Source organism: Sphingomonas sp., from assembly GCF_048595155.1.
Lineage (GTDB): Bacteria > Pseudomonadota > Alphaproteobacteria > Sphingomonadales > Sphingomonadaceae > Sphingomonas_I.
This window is the reverse complement of record NZ_JBMDXN010000130.1, coordinates 1-20969: the sequence shown is the minus strand read 5'-3', so window position 1 is coordinate 20969 and position 20969 is coordinate 1. Positions and strand designations below refer to the sequence as shown.

The window sequence follows — 20969 nt, the reverse complement described above, 5'->3', positions numbered from 1 at the left end:
GAAGAGAAATGGAAAATCAGCACAAAAAAATCACCGGCTATCGCGATCTATCGCAGGCCGAAATCGATTTGATGAACGAAGTCAAAGGTCTTGAAGCGAAGTTCAATGGTCTGATAGACCGGCTCAAGAATATGGGCTCCTCGGTTGATCAGAGGAACGTAGCTATCGCCGCCACAGCTGGCGAAGATGCTTTCATGCGTGCTGTAAGGGCCATTGCTCAGCCGGAACGCAAGGTCGCATAAATAAAGCCCCTGGGGGATTGGCTCAACCCCAGGGGCTCCATTACGCCTGTCACCTTGGAGGATGTGACGAGCCGGGAATAGCAAATCATCCCGGTTGACGCAACCCCTTTCGAGGAATGACAAAAGTGGCATCGCAACCCGTGATGGAAGCACAAGGCGCTGAGGCTGAAGCCACCGCCGCAAACGAGACGATCCAGACGCAACAGCAACTTGGCAACGAGATGTATCCGCAGGATGGCGCGCCGGTCGCTGAAGGCGAAGAGCCTCGGCCGACAGACGCTGAACTGGCGGAGCAGATTGAGGCGGAGGAGGCCGCAAAGCCTGCGATCAACGCGCCGCACTCATGGAACGATGAAGACAAGGCGATTTTCGCGCGTCTTGATCCAGAGGCTCAAGCGGTGGTGCTTCGGCGTGAAACGCAACGCGATCGACAAGTTTGGGACAAGAGCAGGGAAACAAGCCAGATAGAAGCAAGGGCCCGCGTAGACGTTCTAAAAATCCAGAATAATTACGCCACGCAGGTCCAGGCATTGCTCTCCGGATCGCAGCCGCCGCAGCGTCCGGACCCACGTCTTCTCCAGACTGGACAGGAAGAGCATCGTGCGCTATTCTACTCCCAGGAAGCTGAAGTCCGGGCATGGGAGACCCAGCAGCAACAGCTGCAGTCCTACCTAGGCCAAATTCAGAGCCACGCTCAGGCGTTGGAAGAGCAGCACGTTCAGGCTCAGCGGGCCGAAGATGAGCAGCTTCTAGCAACCGAGCTTGGCGACACATGGTCTGAGCCATCGAAGCGGCAGAAGTTCCTTACTGATCTGGAACCCATCGGCGGAGAACTCGGGTATACTAAGGAATTGATGGCGCAAGCCAACGCCACGGACATCCTTGCACTGCGCAAGGCCCATTCTTGGAAAGAAAAAGCCGAGAAGTGGGACAAGTTGCAGAAGGCCAAGATGACCGACGTTCGAGCGGGCAGGTCAATTCCTCCCAGAGTTACGCAGCCGGGGGTTTCCGGGGCACAGGCGGGCAATCAGCCCAAAAGCGTCGCTGAAACTCTCTACCCGAATGATGTAAGGCGGTGATGGAGTGCGCTCCCGCCGCCTAGGTGGGAGCAGCCTTCATGGCAACTATCGGAAGCAGCTTTATCGGCATTGCCGATTATTATAAGTCGACCAACCAGAACCGGGATATCATTCCCGTCATCGAAGCCCTGAACATCGTCAATCCTCTCATGGAGGATGCGTACATGATCGAGGCGAACAACGGCACCAAGCACCTTTCGGCGATCCGCACGGGCCTGCCTTCGGTCACTTGGGGCAAGCTCTACCAGGGCATTCCGCAGAGCAAGTCCATCAAGCAGCAGGTCGAAGACACGACCGGCTTCGTTGAGGGCTTGTCCACTGTCGATACGCGCCTGCTGGAGATTGCCAAGGACCCGGCCGCTCTTCGCATGTCTGAAGCGGAGAGCTTCCTCGAAGCGATGAGCCAGGAAGTCACGACCAACTTCTTCTACAGCGACACGCGCACCACTCCGGAGCGCTTCAAGGGTCTCGCGGCACGCTACGGTGCGCTGGGCGGCGACGGTGCGGGCAACCAGATCGTCAACGCTGGCGGTGTTGGTTCGGACAATACCTCGGTATGGTTCGTGACGTGGGGCGCCAACCAAACCGGCCTCATCTATCCGGAAGGCACGACTGCGGGCATCAGCCGCCAGGACAAGGGCGAACAGCGCGCCTATGACGACGTGAACAACCCCTACTACGCCAAGGAAGAGTTGTTCCGGCAGCATGTCGGCGTCCGTGTCGGCGACTGGCGTTTCAATGCCCGTATCGCCAACATCGATGTGTCGGATCTGCAAGCGGGCACGGTCGATCTCTACAAGTTTATGCGGGCGGCTTATTACAAGCTGCAGGTCCGCCGGAACAGCAAGATTGGCAACGGTGGTATGGTTTCGGCCGGCAAGACGGTCATCTACGCCAACCGCACCGTGCTTGAGGCGCTGGAAGCTCTTTCGGTCAACAAGGGTTCCTCGGATAACTTCGTGCGCCTGACGCCCGATGAAATCCAGGGCCGCGAGGTCATGACCTACAAGGGTATTCCCATCAGGGAGACCGACTCCATCATCAACGCGGAAGCCCTGGTCTCGTAAGGCCCGCTGCTAGGAGAAAGAACATGATTCTCGATCGTTCCGAAATGTTCAGCAACGCTCAGGCGGTTACGGCCACGGCGGCATCGACCAATGTGATCGATACCGGCGCGACCGGCACCGTCTACGCTGCTGCTGCCGCACTGGCTCGCGACCTTGGCAAGGGGACGCCTGTTCCCCTCGCAATCCGCGTGGTTCAGAACTTCAACAACCTCACGTCGCTGAAAATCTCGTATCAGATGGCGACGGACGCGGCGTTCACCACGCCCGTTACGGTGATTGAATCCCCGGCCTACACGCTGGCCCAGCTCAACAGCGGCACGACCGTTGTGCAGCCGGATAGCGTGCCTGCCGGCGCCAATCTGCGGTTCCACCGTCTTCTGTACACTGTCACCGGCACCGCGCCGACGCTGGGTCAGATCACGGCCGGTATCACGATGGGCGACCAGACCAACACCGTCTACTGAGGAAGGAAGCATCATGACGAAGGCAAAGAACCCGAAGTCCTACGTTTCCTCGCAGGACGTTTATGTGGAGGGCCAGTATTTCAAGGCTGGCCAGCCATTCGTGACCGACGACAAGCCTGCGGATCATTGGGAGGATATTACCCCCAAGGAAGCGCACGCGATCGAGGTTTCGGTCAATCCCGTTCCCAACGATCCCGTTTACGAAGATTTGGATGAAGCGGCACTCAAGGCGATTGCGGTTGAGAAGCACGTCAATCCGAAGGGCATGAAGAAGGATGAGCTTATCACTGCCATCAAGGCAGCTGTCGAGCCACGTCTGTAACTGAAGGCGGGGGCTTCGGCCCCCGTCTTTCATAGGTTTAGGGAGCGCGTAGATGCCAACCTACGTCAACGGCGAAAAGGCGTACCTCTACGACGCCAACACAGATCTTCCGATTGGGGCGGCTGGGCTTTCGGGGCCTGGCTCGACCATCGCTACCAACCAAGTGGCAGTTACCACCTCAGCCACGCAGGTTGTTCCTGCACGCGCTGGGCGCCAAAGCATCACGATCAGTTCTACTTCAGCGGTTGTGTTCTATCTCGGGGGTTCCGGCGTCACTACCTCGAACGGCCTATATGTAGCCGGTTCCGCTGGAGCGAGCATCACGCTGGCAACCTCTGCGGCGGTGTATGCGATCGGCGCATCGGCTGTCACGCTTTCCTATATCGAGAATTACTGATGCCGGACGGCATTTCGTACCCGCCTGCCAATGTTCCGCAGCCGGCCACGGTTGCTCCGCCCGCCGTTTCTGACTCGGGCGCCTTGGGCAATTCCCCGCGCTTTGCGATGGAGAACCACACGCATCCAAGCAAGGCGCGGAAGGATCGGTTGCAGACGGCAGCGGATGGGACCCTGACTTGGACATATTCTACGGCGTTCGGCTCGGGGGTCGTGCCACGAATTTGCGCGGTAGCGGAAACGTCCGCTGGAAACACTGACGTTTACAACGTGCAGATCGTCGGCACGCCGACCAACACATCAGCCAGCATTCTGGTGAACCGCGTACAGAAGTCTGTGGCGTCTCTCTTGGGCCTTACCGTTCTGTCCGTGCCCGCATCGCCCGGTGTGACGTGGGTCCATCTTTTGGCGCTGGAGCCTTAAAGATGGCCTCGCCCAACGCAGGACCGATCACGGGCCGGGAGCGCATCCGCGTTCTGCAGGGCGGTGTCGATGTGTGGCTTGATCGGCCGCAATTCGTGGCGCTGACAGCGCTTCCTGCTAAGGCTAATCCGCCGCCGCGCCCTTATACAGCGCCCACTACGCTATTGGGCACGGAAACGTTCAGCGCATGGCAGGACGGCACGAAAATCACCATGAATGCCGCCGACATGGCGACGTTTACGGCTGGGTCAGGGACTGCGCCGGCACATCCGGACCCCAATATCCCCACCACATTCACCGGCAACGAACTGGTTATGGGCCACCAGTCGGGGTGGCGGGTGGCGTGGACGTTGGACGAAACGGGCCAGATCATCAGCGGCGGACTGCCGGCGGGCTACGCTTTCCTGACCACTAACGGGGGGCAGGATTATCTCACAACCAATGGCGGCACGACCCGCTTGATCGCAAAGGTTTAACTCGATGGCGAATCTGGACTTCGATGTTTTCGCAGCGTCACGGGGGATGCCGGCGCCTCTTTCCGGGACGGTGCAACCTTTCAAAATCGCTGTCATTGGCGACAGCTACGTGGCGGATACGGGGTCAACCGATCCCAAGTCTTTCGGCTACGCGATGGCTGCCGCTCTTCGCGCCAAATATGGAGACGCGGGGGCCGGGTATGTGCCGGTCATTTCGACCAGCGGCTCCGTGCTTATAAGCATGTCGTTCGATAACAACATTCCGCAATATGGTCGCTGGACAGATCCCCGGCGCACAATGGCGGCGGCTGGTATTGCGTCGACCATGACAGGTGGCATCGGCGCAACCGACACAAACCAGATGACATTCAGCCCTGGCGCCAATAACAGCTATGGCCGTGGTGTTGTTGACACACTTTCGGTGGCGCGTGTGTTTTACACCCTGCGCTCGTCGTCTCCGCGTCCCGGCCTAATCATTCGGCCAAGCAATTTGGGCGGTTCGGATTATCGCGCGCGTGTGATTTCCTCCGGAGCCGATTTCACAGGCACAATCTCCGGTTCCACGCTTACGGCGAGCGCGGTAACCGGCCTCATTCCCCGTGGTGGCGCGCTTGTCAGTGGATCGGGTGTTACCGCCAATTCGGTCTTGGCGACCATTTCGACTGATACGAACACCACAGCTGGCGGGGCTGGCAACTACAAACTCAGCCAAGTCTCAACCGTGGCCTCCGGCGTTGCGATGACTGCATCGTCCCCGGAAATTCTGGCGCTCGATACAATTCAGACGGCGGTGTATAATTCTGTAACCGGGTACAACAACAACATTGCTATCGGCAACATGAACGGTGACATCATCGTTCATGGAGTCGAGTATTATAACGGCCAGAAGGGCGTCACGGTCACGCAACTCGGCTATGGGGGCATCTCTGCCTATCAGGTCGCCGGCCTAGACGATGCAACCCAGCGTCGCTTCTGGCAGCTGGCGGAATTCGATCTCGTCATCATCTGCTTGGGCCAGAACGGGAAAACCTACTTTGGCCCCGAAGCGTTCGCGAACCATATGAGCACGATCATTTCTCAAGTGAAATCGTGTCCGCGCACCAAGGTTATCCTAATGCGCCAGCTTGACGCTTCGGACTCTCTTACATCTTATCACCCGCAATATGATGCGGTGTACCAGCAACTCGCTCTCGCCTATGGCTGCGGTTATTATGACGAACGCACCGCGAGCCCTAGCCTTGTCAATTATGCGACCGCGAACGCGGCCGGCCTTATGCTCGACGGCGGCCATGGTAATTTCCAAGCTAACACCATCATCGGAAACGACCTTGCCTCCAAAATCTTCCTTCCGATCGTGACAGGATGATCTATGCCTGCTGACCCCTCCACCTATTCCGGTCTACAGGCATCCATCATCGCCTGGATGGACGATAGCAGCGACACGTTCATCGCGCGCGTGCCGGAGCTTATCGCGCTGTCCGAGCGCCGCCTGTCGCGCAAGCTGAATAGCCCTGAGATGGAGGCATCGACCACGCTTGCCCTGACGGATGGCGCAACGGTGCTTCCATCCGACCTGATGGAAATCCGGAACGTCTATATCGAGTATGACAATTATCGGTCGAAGCTGAAGCAGGAGACGTTGGAGGATTTCAACTTCGGCTATAACACGACCGAAACTGGCCGCCCTTATGCGTTCTCGCTGTCCGGCGGCAACATGAACGTACGTCCGCTGCCGGATCAGACTTACGCTATCACCATGACCTATAAGCAGTTCCTGCCTGCCTTGTCGGACGACAACCCGACCAACTGGCTGCTGTCGAAATGGCCGGATCTCTATTTGGCCCATGCGTTGCTTACTGCGGTCGATTTCGGGTTCGAGACGGAGCGGCTGGATTGGGCCACGAACAAGGCCGAAACGCTGATCGCGGAAGTGAATGATGCGGGTCAGAAGATGAAGTGGGGCGCTGGCCCGCTTGTGCCGTGCCCGCCGGTTCGGGATGTGCCACGTTTGCGGAGGTATTGATGCCGCGCGTTATCTATTCCGAACTTCTGCAGGATCAGCCAGCGTTCCAAAACCAGGGTTTGACCGTGTGTGATGGCGTTTACGCCATTGCCAATGGTTTCGCGCCCATGCCTGCCTTCAGCCCGCTTGGCAACGGCACCTTGGCTGGTCCTGCGATCGGCGCGTCCGCTTATCGTGTGGCGTCTACCGTGTATCTGTTCGCTGGAACTGCAACCGACATCTATCGCTACCAGACGGGCGGCTTCACCAGCCTTATTTCCGGCCTGTCCACGGCGCAGGGAATCGGTTTGCGGTTTCAGCAATATAGTAACCTGATGCTGGCGACGAACGGGATCGATCCGATCAAGAAGTTCGATCCTGGCAGCCCTACCACATTCACCAATCTCGGCGGCACACCTCCCACAGCGCGCTATATGGCGGTTGTGCGCGGGTTTCTAGTGATTGGCTACGCTGCCGGCGATGCGTTGCGGGTAGCATGGTCCGATAACGGCGTTCCCACGACGTGGACGCCGGGGACGGGCGAGGCTGGGTTCTATATCCAGCCTTCTGGTGGTGATATCACTGGCGTTGTGGGCGGCGAATTCGGCTTGGTGTTCCAGGAAAGCCGCATCCTGCGCATGTCCTACACAGCGGATGACACAATTTGGCAGTTTGACGAAATCGCGTCCGACATCGGCTGCATCGCGCCCAACTCTATCGCGACGCATGGCAGGATCACCTATTTCCTGTCGAACCGCGGCTTTATGATGACCGATGGCGCAAGCGTGACGCCTGTTGGGGCCGAGAAGATCGACCGCACCTTCCTGTCGCTGCTGTCTCGCACCTACCTGTCCAATATGAGCGCAGTGATCGACCCGAAGAACTCACTCTATATCGTCATGCTGCCTTCGGCCGCACCGCCAACCACGGCGTATGTGCTGAACTATGCGCTCAACAAGTGGACAACGGCCCAAATCACCGCAGAGCTGCTGTTTTCGGCGCTGTCGCAGGGTGTTACACTTGAAGATCTGGACGCAATCTACACCTACCTGGAGGCGATTCCTATCTCGCTGGACGATCCCAGCTTCAGAGGCGGTTATCCGCTGCTTTTGCTGTTCGATGCGTCCAATCAGCTAGGTTCCTTGTCCGGGCCTCCGGTTAAAGCAACCTTCGTGGACGGACAGAGCGAGCTTAATCCAGGCATCAAGACGCGGATTCGCACAATCAGGCTGCTGGGTGACACGCCAACCGCTACGGTAACGGTTTTGGGATCGAATACGCTGAGCCAGTCCATGGCACCAACCTCATATTCGACGCATCAGGCATCGGGGGTGTATAAGGTCCGCGAGAATTGGAATTACACCCAGATCATGATCGAAATCCCGGCTGGAACTCAATATTCCTTCATGCAAGGCTATGACTTGGTTGCGGTGCAAGGCGGTCGGGCATGAGCCTCCCGCCCCTCATCAAGGAAACCGAGAGCAACGAGGCTGAGTGGAAGCGTAAGGTGCGCGATCTGCTCAATCTGACTGTTCGCCGCACGCTGGGGCAGGGGGTTTCGGCCGAGCGCCCGAAGAATCCAGTTATCGGGCAGCCTTTCTACGATATCACCCTGGCAAAGCCCATCTGGTGGTCGCCGTCCAACGATTGGCGCGATGCCAGCGGGACTGTCGTATGAACCCGGAGTCATGGGATTTATATCAGAAATGGCGGCCTGAATTCGCCAAGGCTATAGACGAGGATCTTTACCCGCTGCCTTGGCTGGATGTCGTCGTCGCATGTGGTCGCGCCTTCTTCATCAGCGATGATCGTTGCGCGGCGCTCTATGAGGTACGCCAATATCCCAGCGGAGCGCGTGACATTCATGGGCTAGTTGCTGCCGGCGATTTATCTGCTATAGTGGAATGGTTGATCCCTGCGGTAGAGGCTCACGGAAGAGCCCTAGGATGCTCTGGCTTTCTTATAGAAAGCCGAGACGGATGGTCTAAAATCCTTAAATCGCAAGGCTTTGAGAAGTTCCAAACTTCGGTAAGGAAGCCACTTGTCTAATTGAGATGCATTGGTTAGAATGGGCTTGATCCCAGTCGTAGAGCTACGGCAGATCACCTGACACTATGTCAATGGTGTGATGTCGCTCCGATAGGAAGTCTCATTACCATTGCGGGGCAAGGAAAGCGCCTGAAACGCCTCCTCGCCCCTGGCCAAACGAGGAGCTTCTCGCATGGATTACGATATATTACCCCCTGCAAGTGTGGTGCGTCAATTGGTTAGATACGACCCAGAAACTGGAGAGATAAACTGGCTCCTTAGGGCGCCATCGTCATTTCCAGTGCAAAACAAGAAAAGGGCTGCAGACCAATATAACACCCGCCTTGGCGGTAAGCGCGCTGATTTTAAAGCCTCAGAAAAGGGCTATAGAAAGGTCTATATCGAAGGCCGCCAGATTATGGCTCACCAAGCCGCTTGGTGCTATTATTATGGCGATTGGCCATATTCTAAATTAGATCACATAAATGGTGATGCATCCGACAACAGGATTTGCAACCTCAGGAAGGTGACGACAACTGAAAACGCGCGAAACGCGCAAAGGAGTTCTATTAATACGAGCGGCCAAACGGGTGTTCATTGGTGCAGAACCACAGGCAAGTGGGTTGCTCGCATAACGTCCAATTATGTCAAAAAGCATATTGGTCGGTATGATAATTTTGAAGATGCTGTCGCCGCTAGAAAGGCGGAAGAGGCACGTCTTTGTTTCCATGAAAACCATGGAAGGGATGGTCCATTGCGCGAAACCACGGAAGATTTCTAATGGGATTATCCTCTAAGAAGACTAAGACCACGACGACATCGGCGGCAACGCCGTATGCGCCTGCGCAGCCTGCTATAGACGCAGGCATCAAGGCCGCTCAGGATGTCTTTCAGCAGAACCAGCCGATCCTACAAACGAACGCCGGTTTGGCCCAAAATGCATTCCAGCAGCTTGCACCTACCGCGTTTGGGACCAGCCCCTATGTCGCCAGTGCTCAGAATGCTGCGCAGGCGATCAACAGCGGTGCCTTTCTCGGCAATAATCCCGGCGCATCGACCTATGCCCAGATCCAAGGGGCACAGAACCCATCCCTTGGTGCGCTGACAGGTCTTGCGAACAGTCCCGGAACCAATCCAGCTGCCGCCGCACTGGCGGCCCTTGCCAATGGCGGTGCGGTCAATCCTGCAAATTCGTACCTGACGCAGTTCGCCAACGGCGGCGGCCCTGGCGGCGATGTTCTAAGCGCCATCGCCAATGGCAGTTATAACAACCCTGCCGATGTTTACTCGAAGGCGGTGACGGGCGGGAAATATCTCAACGCGCAGCCATCGGCGGATCTCTACAAGACGATCATGTCGGCGGATTATCTGAAGGGCAATCCGTATATAGATGCGATCGTGGCGCAGACCGGTGCCGACGTGTCCAAGGCGACCAACCAACGCTTTGCGGCGGCGGGGCAGGGTGCGGGTGTTTCGTCTGCGTTGGCAGATGTCCTGTCGAATAACTTGGCAAAGAACGAAAACACGCTCCGTTACAACAATTACAATGACAGCGCCAATCGCCAGCTCACCGCTGCGGGACAGTCTGACGCAGCGTTCAGTGCTGAGCGCAACCGCATGCAGGATAGCAATTCGCTGATCTCGGGCAATTACAACCAGTCGCAGGCGAACAAGCTGGCTGCAGCGAACTCGCTTGCTTCCAACGCGCTTGGCGCCGCTAACTCGCTCGGGTCGAACTTCAACGCAGGCCAGCAGAACCAGTTGGGCGCGGCGTCTGCCCTTGGGTCGCAATTCCTGCAGGGCCAGCAGAACCAGACCGCAGCCGCGACGGCTCTGGGTAACCAGTTCAGTCAGCAGCAGCAAAACCAACTGGGTGCCGCGACGGCTGCGGATGCTTCACGTAACTCTCAGGTGCAGCAGATTTTGGCCTCTCTTGGGCTCACAGGCCAGTTGACGGATGCCCAGTATGCTGGCGTGGCCCCCGCCTTGTCTCTGCTGAATTCTTCAAGCACAATACCTTATTCCGGTCTAGGAGCTTATGCGAGCCTGATTAACGGGCTCTCCGCGCCATACGCAACGAACACCACCAACAGTACCACGAAGAGCAGCCAGTCGCTTGGCTCAGTGCTCGGTGGCTTAGCGGGTGCTGGACTATCTGCTTGGGCTGGCGGAGGTCTCGGTGGGCTGGGGTCTCTGTTCGGCGGTGCCGGTGGTAATGCATTGGCAGGATTGGGCGCAAACTTTGGCGCGCCTTTAGTCGGATCCACCGTTCCGGTTAACCAGCTCAATGTAGGCAGGATTTCGTAATGTCGATGTTCGGCAACGCATTCAAGCAAGGCGGAGTGGGCCGCAACATCGCCGGTTATGTCGGCGACGCGCTGCTTAGCGCATCCGGCAATCGTCCAATCTACGGCCCCGCGGTTCAGCAGCGGCAGGAGCAAGAAGCTGAATTCCAGCGTCAGTTGGCATTGGCGCAGTTTAAAGCGATGAACCCTGAGCCGACCAGTATAATGCAAAACGCTCTGGCGGGCGGGCTACAGCCTGGCACGCCCGAATATAGCAAGTTCATCCTGAACGGCGGGCAGGGCAAGGATGAGTTCTCGCGACTTCTGGATGAGGGTGGATACACGCCAGAGCAGGCGACCGGGCTAATTAGGCAGCGCGCTAATGCCTTGGCCAATCCTCCGTTGCAGATTCAAAATCCTGACGGCACAATCACTCTGATGCCACGGCCTCAGTTCGCCAGTGGCGGAACTACGCCACCTCCGGCCGGCCCGCCACCTCAAGCGATCGAAGCGCTAAGGGCTAACCCCGGTTTGGCCGACCAATTCGATGCCAAATATGGGGCGGGCTCTTCCTCACGGGTATTGGGAGGTGCGGGCGCAGGTCCGCGCACCTTTCCCTGACCCAATGAGCGCGCCTGGGATATTGACCAGTGGTCGTAGAACCATTGCCGGGAACGCGGCGGTTGGTGGTGTGCGCAATAGCCATCACTTGACAGGAGATGCCGCGGACTACACCGGGGCGACGCCGGCACAGCTGGCGCAGTATTTTGGGCCGCGAGCGCGTATCTTGCCTGAAGGGGACCATGTACACGTGACTTTACCTGGTTTTGGCCGAGTGCCTTTTTACGGCAAGCGTGGCGCGGCGGGGGCTTTGTAATGGCAGCTAATTTCTTCGACAAGTTTGACAATGTGCAGGCTCCGCAGGGCCAGCCGATGGTGCTGGGTACTCCAGATCCGGCCAAAGCATATGAGGCGCCGCTTGCACAGTCTCGGTTGGCTGCCGCGGCGCAGGAAGCGCGTTTGCGTGAAATTCAAATGCGCAAGGAAGCCGCCGAAGCCCAGAAGTCACAGCTTGAGGCGGCTAAGGCTAGTGGCACGCCTGTTCCGATGACGCCTCAGCAGCAGGCTATGCAGGGCATGGCTGATGATGAACTCCTGTCAGCCATCGCGGATGCGCGCAACGAAATATCCGCCGGGTATTCGACTGGCTTCACTGGGAACCTGCTTGCCAAGCTGGGCGGGTCGAATGCGCGCGATCTTCAAGGCTCTTTGACCACGATTGGATCACGCCAAGTTCTCGATCGCCTGATGCAGATGAAGGCCGCGTCGCCCACCGGGGCTTCTGGCCTTGGCGCTCTTTCGGAAAAAGAGGGCGCGTATCTTCGTGATTCCATCGCTTCGCTCGACCAGGCGCAGAGTGCGGATAAGCTTCTGCAGAGCCTTGCCAAGATCGAAACCCATTACCGCAAGTACAAGGCTCTGACGAGTGGGGAAGATCCAAGCAAGCCTGAAGTCGCCAAGAAATATGGCTTGGTGACTGCTGAGAACAGCAATGCTGTGAAACCAGGCGACGGCGGCTCAGGCCCTACCGGCGGAGGCTCCATGACGCAGGCTGGCGACACTCGCACAGAAGCAAATCCAGTCCTTTCCGGTGTGAACGAGCGCATTCGGCAGATGATCGAGCATAGCAGATCCGCTGAAGCCATCACGAATTACATGAACCAGGTTCAGCCGGGGCTTGGTGATCAGCGTGCAGCGGATGTTGCGGCTGCGGTGCAGTATCGCAGTCAGCATCCAGACGTACCGATGAACATGTACAATATCTCGGTTGAAAACCGGGAAGTCCCGCTCACGACGACGCAGGCTTTGGTAAACGCGGCAGCTGGTTCAGCGCCGGGCGCGTACGCCATGAATGCGGCTGACACGCTGACTATGGGCACGCTGGACAATATGACGGCCAACCCTGCAATGGCGCGGGCGGGGCTGGATTATGCTAGGCAGAATAGCCCGGTGGCATCGACGCTTGGCACGGTCAGCGGCGGCGTCTTGGCTGGCATGGGCGGTGAAGCGCTTGGCACCGCCGCCGGGCTTGGGCGTGCTGCGGCGCCTGTCGCGGATGCTCTTTACGGCGCAGGCTATGGCGCAGGTTCTTCTGACGAAGGTAACCGCTGGACCGGAGCTGCCTTGGGGGCAGGTGCAGGGCTTGGCGGCGGTATGTTCGGCCGTGGCGTCGCTGGTGCGCTGGGTGGTGCAGCGCGCGGTGTCAGGAACGCCGATGTTCAATATCTTCGCGGCCAAGGTGTAGACAATATGACGCTGGGGCAGATTGTCGGCCAAAGCGGTGGGCTGGGCCGTTATATCAAGGGCCGCGAAGATCGTCTGACGGGATTCTCCGGTATTGGCGATGCTATTCAGGGCCAGCGGGCAAACGCGCTTGAGTCCTATAATGCAGCCGCCTTCAATCAAGGTGGGGCTCCTATCGGGGCACTTCCCGGCGCGATCGGCAATGATGGCATTGCCAACCTGAATGCGGCCAAATCGCAGGCATTTCGTTCCGCGCTCGATCCTGTATCGCTGGATCTCAATGATCCTGCTTTTGTCGCGCAGATGCGCGGCATCAATCAGCGGGCAGCACGCATCCCCAACGATGAAGGGGCTGGGCAGCGTGCCGTGAATGCGCTGGCCAATCGGATTGGAGAGCCTGCTGGAGATACCGGCATTCTAAATGGGCGCCAGTTTCAGGAAGCGTATCGCGGTCTCGCGCGGACTGCGAACGAAACCAAGAATGGTGCCTACGGATACGAAATCGGCCAAACCATGCGGGATGGCCAGATGGCGCTTGCGGACGCTCTGAACAACCAGAGCCCTGGTGCTTTCCCAGACTTCTTGGCTGCCAACCGCACGCATCGTAATGCCAGCATCCTTGCTGATGCCGTGAATGCGGCCAGGAACAACAATAACGTGTTCACGCCAGCCCAGCTGGGTAATGCAGCTGTGGCCAATACCAAGCGGTTCAGCGGCGCGATGGCAGCGGCCGAAGGGGACGCCCCATTCGATCGACTGGCCAAGGCTGGGCAGAATGTGCTTTCGTCCAAGGTTCCCGACAGCGGGACCGCAGGGCGGGCTGCATCGAATTTCAACCCGCTTAATCCGGCAGATTATGCCAAGGCCGCTTCGCGCGCGGCGGCTCTGCCTCTGTATTCGGATACACTCAATCCTCTTATTAACCGTGCTTTGCTGGACCGTCCTGAATGGGCGCTGCAGACCGGCGATATTTTCAGCAACGTCTTGCGCCGCCCTTATGGGATGTTCGGCAGAACTGGGGCGCTCGCTTATAATTTCGGGGGGCAGTGATGTTCGATTTCTGGCGGACCATGCTCGCCTCTTTTGGTTTTGGGCTGGGGTGGGCGATTGCTGCCCAATATCGCGCATGGCAACCCAAGCGCATCAGCTATGCAACCGCCCGTCTTGGCAGGGACATTGTGCTTGCTTGCCTTATAGCCCCTCCAGCTGTGGCGATAGGTATGATGCTATTGACCAATGTACCCATCCAGGTTGCTCTGTGAGCCATGGCGCGCTATAACAGGCCATCGATGATCCCAGTCGGGCGCCAAGCCGCCGACAGATCGCTTAACCTCATGAGCGACGCGGGGTAGTATGTCCAAAAATTCAGTCACAGATTGGGACCAAACGCCCGCGAACAATACCGATATTGCTGGCATCAATATCGCTGAATTCTGCCCGCCCAGTTCGCTCAATGACGCCATACGCACGATCATGGCGCAGATTGCGGCGTGGATTGTAGCTGCGACAGGTCCGTTGCTGAAGTCCGGCGGGGCTATGACCGGCGCCATTACGGGGATGGGCACAACGTCATCTGTCAAGGACAGCGCTGGCAACGCGCGCAGCATTGGTTTCCGCAGCCTGCCAGTAAGCCGATCGGTCACTGCAGCAGCGACGCTAACCTTGGCGGATCAAGATAGCTGCGTGGTCAGCACTACCGGCGGCTTCCTCATCCCCGCCAACGCCACGCTCAATCTTCCTGTCGGCTTCATGGCCGCATTCTACGTCGATAGCGCATCCAGCCGATCGATCACGGCTGAGGCTGGCGTGACATTGCGTCTGGAGGGCGCTTCTTCCACCGGGACGCGCACAGTGGCTCAGCGCAGCAGGGCCTATTTCTGGCAAGTCAAAACCAACGAATGGCTTGTTAGCGGAATGGGTGTGTCATGAGCGGGATTTTCGTTGCGGCTGCTGGTGGCGTCGGTTCTGTCGCCCCTCCGCCTTCGGGGCTTACCGCCCAGCTTGGCTGGAATATTGGTAGCCCGTATAATGTCGCGGGCGCAACTGGGACAACGCCTACAAATTCCTATACCTATTCCGCTACCGGCGGGACGCCGCCTTATACTTTTTCCAACGAAATGATCCAGAACCCAAGCGGCAAGATAGACGTGGTTGCTGTTTCCAATTCAAGTGGACCTGGGCAGTTCGCGATTTTTTACCAGAATTTCGCGGTGAACGAGAGCCAGAGTGGTCGGGTTAAGATCAACGTCACAGACAGTCTGGGGGCTACATCGTTCGCCCTGCACGATCAAACTATCAAGCGCACTAGCTGATGCGAGCCGGCGCACCCCCGGCATTGAAGGAGGCTTATATGAGCAAGGACTTTTGCGGGAAACTGCGTGCTGCGATCGATGCCGCACCGGCCCACATGAAGGCGGCTCTAGAGGCGCTGTTCGCTCTGTATTGTCAGGGTGAAGATGGCGGCGTCACGACTCAGAGCGGCGGCACCACTCCGCCTCCGACCAACCCCAAACCGCCCAAGCCCGGCGGCGGCTGATTTGTGGCCGAAATCTCAGAAATATCGCTGTCTGGGTTAAAGGGATGGGGCGGTTGGTCGCTCTTCTTTCTGGCTTTGGTATGGTGGATTCGGGGCATCCCGGAGCGGAAGCGCGCAGCGACGGAAGGAGAAACCGCGCTGCGCGCCTCCTATGGTGAGCATATCGACCGCCTGACGCTTCGGATTGATCGCATGGAGGCCGAGCACGAAAGCGACCGGGTCAACTGGATCGCGGAGCGCACGGCCATGCGGCAAGAGCATGACGCAGCGCGCGAGCAATGGCGCCGGGAGCGCAGCGAGCTGCTCGACCATGTGGCAGGTCTGGAGCGCAAGCTTCAGTCTTACGGATCATCCGCACTTAACATCCAGGCTGGCGGGGTAAACGCCCCGACCACAATCAAGCGGACGCGGAGGACGCGGCCATGAAACTTTTCATCGCAACCTTGCTGGTGGTGTCGGTCTTTGGGATGATCAGCGGTCGAACTGCGGCCTTCTGCGCGATCGTGCTGTTGACAAATTTCGGAGCGGGTCAGGCTTTTGTGTCAGCTACGCATGACTACACACCGTGGGTGTGGAACCTGTTTATCGACACTGCGGCACTGCTGGCGTTGACCACGCCGGAACGGATCAAGATAGGGGGCTATCACATCCGTTTCCCGATGTCTGGCCAAATCGGCGCCGTATTGGCGGCCACTTACGCCACGCAGATCGTCATGCACCTTGGGTTTGGTCTTAGTAAAAACGGGGATCAGAACGTCTATTACGATAGCATTACCGCAATGGCGTGGCTGCAGCTCCTCATCCTTTTCGGCGGGAGTTTTCCAAATGGCGGTCGGCGTCTGGTGCATTGTTTTAGGTTATGTTGCCGCGTTTCCATGGATTTTGCGCCGCATCTTGCGCGCATATCAACGCGGAAAGGAGCAAAGTGAATGATCGACGCAAAATCTCTCTTCGACCGTATCCGCGTCATCAAGGGCAAGCCCCTGACGCAGCAAGAGGTAAACGACGTGAACGCGATCCTGGCGCCAGCCGGGGCTTCTCCTTCGCCGACACCTGCGCTGGCCTTGCCGCCGCATCCGCACCTGATGCCGGACATCATCATGGCGGCCCAGCGGAGCGAGTTGAAGTGGAAGATACCTACGTCGGTAACGCTGGCCCAGTTCGCCCTCGAAAGCGCATGGGGCAAGAAGATGCCGCCGAACAGCTTCAACCCGTTCGGGATCAAGGCACGCATCCGTGATGGCAAGATCATCGATCCTTACGTGACGGCCAACACCGATGAGCAGAATTTCAACGGCCAAGCGCAGTGGCGCGGCCCGCAGCCGTTTCGTAAGTTCAAGTCGTTTGATGAGGCTTTCGACGCCCATGGCGAATTGCTGGGCTCGGCTGGCGTCTATGCCAAAGCCCGCGCCAAGCTGCCAGATCCGGACGCCTTTGCTGATGCGCTGACCGGCGTCTATGCGACCGCGAGGAACTATGGCTCAGCGCTCAAGAGCCTGATGCAGAGTAGTGGGCTGTATAAATACAATCTGACAGGGCGGCAGTCATGACCGAAGACCGCCACAGCTTCTATCTCGGCCTAGCCATCATCGCCGCTATTGTCGTGATCTACATATCCGGCGTCGTGAAGGGGCAGGCGGCCGACGTTGCCGTGCTGACGGGGCTTATTGGTGTGCTGGGGACTTTTACGCGTCGTAGCGCTCTTACGCCCACGGCATCGACCGAGAATGGTGATGTGAATGTGGCACCTGCAGCGGGGGAAGAGAAGTAATGCCGGCTTTTCTGGTCTCGTTCTTCACCAGCAAAGCATGGTCCATGATCCGGCCCATGCTGCCGTGGATCGCGGGCGCCATTGCCATCCTCACCTTCTACCTGTGGATACACAGCATGCAGGCAAAGATCGCGCGCCAGGATGCGCAAATCAACACGCTAGCGATGAACCTGAAGGCGGAACAGGCCGCGCGCGCCAAGGATGTCGCCGGCCTTACCGCTCTATCCTCCGGCTTGCTTGCCGCCTCATCCGCCAAATCCGCCGACCAGAAAGCCCTTTCGGAGACGATCGATGCGACCAACCCTACGCCTGTCAGCGCCGGCCTTGCTTCTTTGCTTGGCTGCCTGCGCGAAAACGATAACGGTCGAGAGTGCGCCACCCCCACCCGCTCTGGTGGCGCCACTCCCACCGCAGCCGCAGGTGCCCACTGAGGCTACCGACGCTGCTGTCGGCGGGTATATCGTGAATCTGCGCGCCTGGGGGCGTGAGGTAGCGGCGCGGTATGAGGCGCTTAGGGCTTGGGCAGTGGGGCTTCGGTAATCACCGCTCATCCTTTCAAAGAACATCGTCTGTAGCGTCGCGGACCTTGAACACCGTAATACCCTTGTCGATCTCTCCAGGAGGGTTGATCTCTGCCCAGTGGGTAAAGGTGTCCTTGTGCAGGGTGTTGCCATCGACGATTGCCCAATACCATTCCGACCCTTCAAAACGAACTCCATCGTGGGTCGTCAGCGCGGGCGCATCTGATGGATGATAAAAGACCACTTGGGCTCCATAGTTAGGCCCCCAAGCCAGGAAGCATGTTTCGTCGTCCTTGGGCGCGCTCTCAATCGGCAGCCACTCTATATTCCCCATAAACCTACTCCTTTTGATCTAGATTCCGAAGAGTAACCTCATCATTTGCGCGAATGGAGGCTCCGACATGGATCGCGGGAACATGTTAAGCCCGTAGATGGCGCTCTGCATCACCATGGCTTTGTCGGCGGGAGAAAGCTTGCGAGATAGCAAGATCGTTCGTTCGCCCCTGCCTTGGCAAACGGAGCAATCCTTGGTCCACCAAATCAGCTTCGGCACTTTCCCAGTGCCGTGGCATACATGGCAGTGGACCATCTCTACGTCAAACTCTGGATATTCCATCCCATCCTCCTATTCAGCTACGAGCGTTGCTTCGGCACGGGCTTTCGCGGGCCAAACGCGCCACTTCCCGCCCGAGTGGCGCTCAATCTTCACCGGGCCATCCTGACCGTAAACCATAGCATAATGGCGGATCTCAGCGACAGCACCGGGGCCCTCGCTCCACGCCACGGGAATGCCGCCTTGGATGAGGCGGTATCGCTCGCGTTCCATATCAAGCGGCCTCCTCTGCCGCAGAGGGGGTGGGGGAAGCCGCCCTAGCGGCGAGGGAACGGATCTCTGCTGCCAGCAGCTTGCGCACTGCATCGCGCGGGAAGGCCGGGTCCCTGCTGTCGCGGGTGTAATGCTCGCAATGATAGTAGCGCGGTATGGCGCCGCGCGGCGGATAGGCGAACCCATCGTACAGACACCCGGTGGCGGTAAGAACCTCGCAGGCATTGTTGCCGTCATAGTCGGGCCCGATGCGTACGGGCTTCCAGCCGTAGACTTGCTCGGAGACGGCTGCATCGACATCGCGATCCGGGCCGGTAAGCGCCTCAACCCATTCGGCCAGCGCCTCAAGTTGCAGCCTGTCCCTCACGCCGCCCTCACAGCAGCGTCGCTTGACGGGGGTTGGGTCATGCTGCTCTCCGCGTGATGCGCAGTAGCCCGGTAGGCACGTTCGTTCCGGCAGCCGAGAAGCTGCCCACGGGCAAGTCGCGCCATTCCCCCTTCAGCTCGCCATGATCGTAGTGCGCCGTCGCCGGCAGGATCGACACCAGCGTGCCGCCCGGCTTCAGGAACTTCTCAGCGTGCCGAACATGCTTGGCATAGTGCCGCCCGTAAAAAGGCGGGTTCATGACGACGTAATCGAAGTCGGGTGTCGCCGGCTGCTCAAGAAAGTTGCCAGTTAGGACGTTGTGGCCCTTAGCCTTAGCTTCGGCAGCGCGGCCGGGGTGGTATTCGATGCCCAATGCGCGATGCCCGCGAGCGCGGACCGCATCAAGGATACGGCCGTCGCCGCAAGACGGCTCCAGCACGCGGCAGCATGGCGGGCCAGCCCCGTATCGGCTGTAGTTGGCGGGATTGGGCACGCCCGCGAACTCCAGCGCCGCGTCAACCACTTCGGGCGGCGTCCAGTAGAATTGTAGGTCCTTGGAAACCGCTGTGCTGGCAGATGGTTTAACGTCTTCCTCTTCGGCATCCGGAAGCACTTCACCGTAGAACTCGGCGAGCGCCTTGTTGATGTCGATCAGCGTCCACTTGTCGAAGATGATGTGCGCGTTGCCGTTGGCGAACCCGCGCACCGTGATACCGCGATCTGGGGCAATCCATTCCTGTTCGCCAGCGCCAGCAGCATACCGCTTGAGCTTACGGCCATTCATGACGGCATCTTCGCCGGCCCGGTGCTGCGCCTCTACATCCTGGATCTCGCACCATTCGATATGAAGCTTGCCCTGGTAGGTCGCGAGCGCATTGCAGATGTCGCGGAACTTGTCCTTGCTCCAGCCGGAATATCCCCATCCCTTGAGGATGACACGCTTCGGCAGGCCCTGCACACCGATCCGAACTTTGCTGTGCGACTTATAAGCCGGATCAAGGTCGACGAATGCCTCCGCCAAAGCGCGCAGGATGTGGTAGCGCGGCCTGACGAAATAGTCGCCGAACGTGGCCTTGGCGTTGTCGATCGTCAGGGGTGGCGGGTCCGCTATAGCTCGCTCGAAAAGCTGTTTGTCCTTGGCACTTGCTATCCGGTCGATCTGGAGACGGTTGTAGATCGCCTTCCAGCCAGACTTGAGCAGGTTCTTACGCAGGGCCGAGGCATGAAAGTGCGGCCGGCCACCTAGGCTTTCTACGACGGTCCCAAGGACAGTGGTCGCCATGTCGAGGCGCGTCCAAGCAGCCTCGAATGCGGCAATCTCTTCCTCGATCGCGGCGGCCTTGCGGTCGTGCTCCTCAACTAGGTCGGCGACAGTGCGCGGTAGGGCTACAGCGCCGCTCACAGCGCCTCCTCGCGTGGACAGGGGCCGAAGGTCCGTTCCGTGCTTACCGGAAGCACCAACCGTGAACAAACGCGTCCATATGCAGGACGCTTACGCCGTTTGACGGTCGCGTGCCCTCCTGTGCGGGTATGGGAACCGCCTTCGGGAGGCAGCGCCGCCATCGGTGGGTTGGGCTTAGGAAGCGGGAGCATCGGGGGCTCCTTTGGGCTGTGCTTTCTTCCGGATCGGCAGCACGGCAATGTGGAAAGCAATCGCGCCGTTTTCGCGGGTCTCTACGCGCTCAAGATACGTCCCCACCTTTCCGCCGTCCTGACGAGCGACCGCCCGCATCATCTTGTCGAGGGCGACAAGCTGACCGCCGATAGCCTGGACCTGCATCCATTCGCCTTCGACCGGGGTAATTTCCCAGATGAAGCGTTGATCAGCACCCACCATGCCGGCGGCCTCGACTGAGATTT

The 20969-nt window shown here is 58.7% G+C and carries 31 protein-coding genes; 27 read left to right on the top strand and 4 right to left on the bottom strand.

Annotation, left to right across the window (positions count from 1 at the left end):
* The first annotated feature begins 8 nt into the window (after nt 1-8).
* From ACOJSI_RS20385 to lysC, 27 genes are all read left to right on the top strand, one after another.
* Nucleotides 9-242 (top strand): DUF7681 family protein, encoded by a 234-nt coding sequence (locus ACOJSI_RS20385; protein ID WP_420140153.1) that lies wholly within the window; start codon nt 9-11, stop codon nt 240-242.
* 143 nt (nt 243-385) lie between these two features.
* Nucleotides 386-1321, top strand: coding sequence for a hypothetical protein (locus ACOJSI_RS20380; protein ID WP_420140152.1), 936 nt, complete (start codon nt 386-388; stop codon nt 1319-1321).
* Between the two features lie 38 nt (nt 1322-1359).
* The gene (locus tag ACOJSI_RS20375) at nt 1360-2388 is read left to right on the top strand and encodes a major capsid protein (protein ID WP_420140151.1); all 1029 of its coding nucleotides are present in this window, start codon (nt 1360-1362) and stop codon (nt 2386-2388) included.
* Nucleotides 2389-2411: 23 nt separating this feature from the next.
* A complete protein-coding gene (locus tag ACOJSI_RS20370) occupies nt 2412-2852 on the top strand; it encodes a Bbp16 family capsid cement protein (RefSeq protein ID WP_420140150.1) in 441 nt (146 codons plus the stop codon).
* 13 nt (nt 2853-2865) lie between these two features.
* Complete coding sequence (locus tag ACOJSI_RS20365; RefSeq protein ID WP_420140149.1) at nt 2866-3174, top strand: hypothetical protein; 309 nt, start codon at nt 2866-2868, stop codon at nt 3172-3174.
* Between the two features lie 52 nt (nt 3175-3226).
* The gene (locus ACOJSI_RS20360) at nt 3227-3571 is read left to right on the top strand and encodes a hypothetical protein (RefSeq protein WP_420140148.1); all 345 of its coding nucleotides are present in this window, start codon (nt 3227-3229) and stop codon (nt 3569-3571) included.
* Nucleotides 3572-3995: 424 nt separating this feature from the next.
* A complete protein-coding gene (locus ACOJSI_RS20355; RefSeq protein WP_420140147.1) occupies nt 3996-4469 on the top strand; it encodes a hypothetical protein in 474 nt (157 codons plus the stop codon).
* A gap of 4 nt (nt 4470-4473) precedes the next feature.
* Nucleotides 4474-5835, top strand: coding sequence for an SGNH/GDSL hydrolase family protein (locus ACOJSI_RS20350; protein ID WP_420140146.1), 1362 nt, complete (start codon nt 4474-4476; stop codon nt 5833-5835).
* Between the two features lie 3 nt (nt 5836-5838).
* Nucleotides 5839-6492 (top strand): phage adaptor protein, encoded by a 654-nt coding sequence (locus ACOJSI_RS20345; protein ID WP_420140145.1) that lies wholly within the window; start codon nt 5839-5841, stop codon nt 6490-6492.
* Nucleotides 6492-7922, top strand: coding sequence for a hypothetical protein (locus ACOJSI_RS20340; protein WP_420140144.1), 1431 nt, complete (start codon nt 6492-6494; stop codon nt 7920-7922). Before ACOJSI_RS20345 ends, ACOJSI_RS20340 begins: the two co-directional genes overlap by 1 nt.
* Nucleotides 7919-8149, top strand: a complete 231-nt coding sequence (locus ACOJSI_RS20335; RefSeq protein ID WP_420140143.1) for a hypothetical protein — start codon at nt 7919-7921, stop codon at nt 8147-8149. Before ACOJSI_RS20340 ends, ACOJSI_RS20335 begins: the two co-directional genes overlap by 4 nt.
* Nucleotides 8146-8520: a hypothetical protein gene (locus ACOJSI_RS20330; protein WP_420140142.1), complete on the top strand. Its 375-nt coding sequence runs from the start codon at nt 8146-8148 to the stop codon at nt 8518-8520. Before ACOJSI_RS20335 ends, ACOJSI_RS20330 begins: the two co-directional genes overlap by 4 nt.
* Nucleotides 8521-8692: 172 nt before the next feature.
* Complete coding sequence (locus ACOJSI_RS20325; RefSeq protein WP_420140141.1) at nt 8693-9280, top strand: HNH endonuclease; 588 nt, start codon at nt 8693-8695, stop codon at nt 9278-9280.
* Nucleotides 9280-10806 carry a hypothetical protein gene (locus ACOJSI_RS20320; protein ID WP_420140140.1) on the top strand — a complete coding sequence of 509 codons (1527 nt, stop codon included), beginning with the start codon at nt 9280-9282 and terminating at the stop codon, nt 10804-10806. Before ACOJSI_RS20325 ends, ACOJSI_RS20320 begins: the two co-directional genes overlap by 1 nt.
* A complete protein-coding gene (locus ACOJSI_RS20315; protein WP_420140139.1) occupies nt 10806-11405 on the top strand; it encodes a hypothetical protein in 600 nt (199 codons plus the stop codon). The genes ACOJSI_RS20320 and ACOJSI_RS20315 overlap by 1 nt, the downstream gene beginning before the upstream one ends.
* Complete coding sequence (locus ACOJSI_RS20310; protein ID WP_420140138.1) at nt 11332-11661, top strand: D-Ala-D-Ala carboxypeptidase family metallohydrolase; 330 nt, start codon at nt 11332-11334, stop codon at nt 11659-11661. The genes ACOJSI_RS20315 and ACOJSI_RS20310 overlap by 74 nt, the downstream gene beginning before the upstream one ends.
* Nucleotides 11661-14138 carry a hypothetical protein gene (locus ACOJSI_RS20305; protein ID WP_420140137.1) on the top strand — a complete coding sequence of 826 codons (2478 nt, stop codon included), beginning with the start codon at nt 11661-11663 and terminating at the stop codon, nt 14136-14138. Before ACOJSI_RS20310 ends, ACOJSI_RS20305 begins: the two co-directional genes overlap by 1 nt.
* Nucleotides 14135-14350 carry a hypothetical protein gene (locus ACOJSI_RS20300; protein WP_420140136.1) on the top strand — a complete coding sequence of 72 codons (216 nt, stop codon included), beginning with the start codon at nt 14135-14137 and terminating at the stop codon, nt 14348-14350. Before ACOJSI_RS20305 ends, ACOJSI_RS20300 begins: the two co-directional genes overlap by 4 nt.
* Before the next feature lie 91 nt (nt 14351-14441).
* The gene (locus ACOJSI_RS20295; protein WP_420140135.1) at nt 14442-15017 is read left to right on the top strand and encodes a hypothetical protein; all 576 of its coding nucleotides are present in this window, start codon (nt 14442-14444) and stop codon (nt 15015-15017) included.
* Complete coding sequence (locus tag ACOJSI_RS20290; RefSeq protein ID WP_420140134.1) at nt 15014-15400, top strand: hypothetical protein; 387 nt, start codon at nt 15014-15016, stop codon at nt 15398-15400. Before ACOJSI_RS20295 ends, ACOJSI_RS20290 begins: the two co-directional genes overlap by 4 nt.
* Before the next feature lie 38 nt (nt 15401-15438).
* Nucleotides 15439-15624, top strand: a complete 186-nt coding sequence (locus ACOJSI_RS20285; protein WP_420140133.1) for a hypothetical protein — start codon at nt 15439-15441, stop codon at nt 15622-15624.
* A gap of 3 nt (nt 15625-15627) precedes the next feature.
* Complete coding sequence (locus ACOJSI_RS20280) at nt 15628-16050, top strand: hypothetical protein (protein WP_420140132.1); 423 nt, start codon at nt 15628-15630, stop codon at nt 16048-16050.
* Nucleotides 16047-16553 carry a hypothetical protein gene (locus tag ACOJSI_RS20275; protein WP_420140131.1) on the top strand — a complete coding sequence of 169 codons (507 nt, stop codon included), beginning with the start codon at nt 16047-16049 and terminating at the stop codon, nt 16551-16553. Before ACOJSI_RS20280 ends, ACOJSI_RS20275 begins: the two co-directional genes overlap by 4 nt.
* Nucleotides 16554-17174, top strand: a complete 621-nt coding sequence (locus tag ACOJSI_RS20270) for a glycoside hydrolase family 73 protein (RefSeq protein ID WP_420140130.1) — start codon at nt 16554-16556, stop codon at nt 17172-17174.
* On the top strand, nt 17171-17395 hold the full coding sequence (locus ACOJSI_RS20265; RefSeq protein WP_420140129.1) for a hypothetical protein: 225 nt from the start codon (nt 17171-17173) through the stop codon (nt 17393-17395). The genes ACOJSI_RS20270 and ACOJSI_RS20265 overlap by 4 nt, the downstream gene beginning before the upstream one ends.
* Before the next feature lie 44 nt (nt 17396-17439).
* Nucleotides 17440-17826, top strand: coding sequence for a hypothetical protein (locus ACOJSI_RS20260; RefSeq protein ID WP_420140192.1), 387 nt, complete (start codon nt 17440-17442; stop codon nt 17824-17826).
* Complete coding sequence (gene lysC / locus ACOJSI_RS20255; RefSeq protein ID WP_420140191.1) at nt 17732-17935, top strand: Rz1-like lysis system protein LysC; 204 nt, start codon at nt 17732-17734, stop codon at nt 17933-17935. Before ACOJSI_RS20260 ends, lysC begins: the two co-directional genes overlap by 95 nt.
* 15 nt (nt 17936-17950) lie before the next feature.
* On the opposite strand, the gene ACOJSI_RS20250 is transcribed toward lysC, so the two are convergent.
* From ACOJSI_RS20250 to ACOJSI_RS20235, 4 genes are all read right to left on the bottom strand, one after another.
* Nucleotides 17951-18250: a hypothetical protein gene (locus ACOJSI_RS20250; RefSeq protein WP_420140128.1), complete on the bottom strand. Its 300-nt coding sequence runs from the start codon at nt 18248-18250 to the stop codon at nt 17951-17953.
* Between the two features lie 493 nt (nt 18251-18743).
* Complete coding sequence (locus ACOJSI_RS20245; RefSeq protein ID WP_420140127.1) at nt 18744-19109, bottom strand: hypothetical protein; 366 nt, start codon at nt 19107-19109, stop codon at nt 18744-18746.
* A 37-nt stretch (nt 19110-19146) separates the two neighbouring features.
* Nucleotides 19147-20511, bottom strand: a complete 1365-nt coding sequence (locus ACOJSI_RS20240; protein ID WP_420140126.1) for a DUF4942 domain-containing protein — start codon at nt 20509-20511, stop codon at nt 19147-19149.
* Between the two features lie 174 nt (nt 20512-20685).
* A partial coding sequence (locus ACOJSI_RS20235; RefSeq protein ID WP_420140125.1) for a hypothetical protein occupies nt 20686-20969 on the bottom strand: 284 nt, incomplete at its 5' end.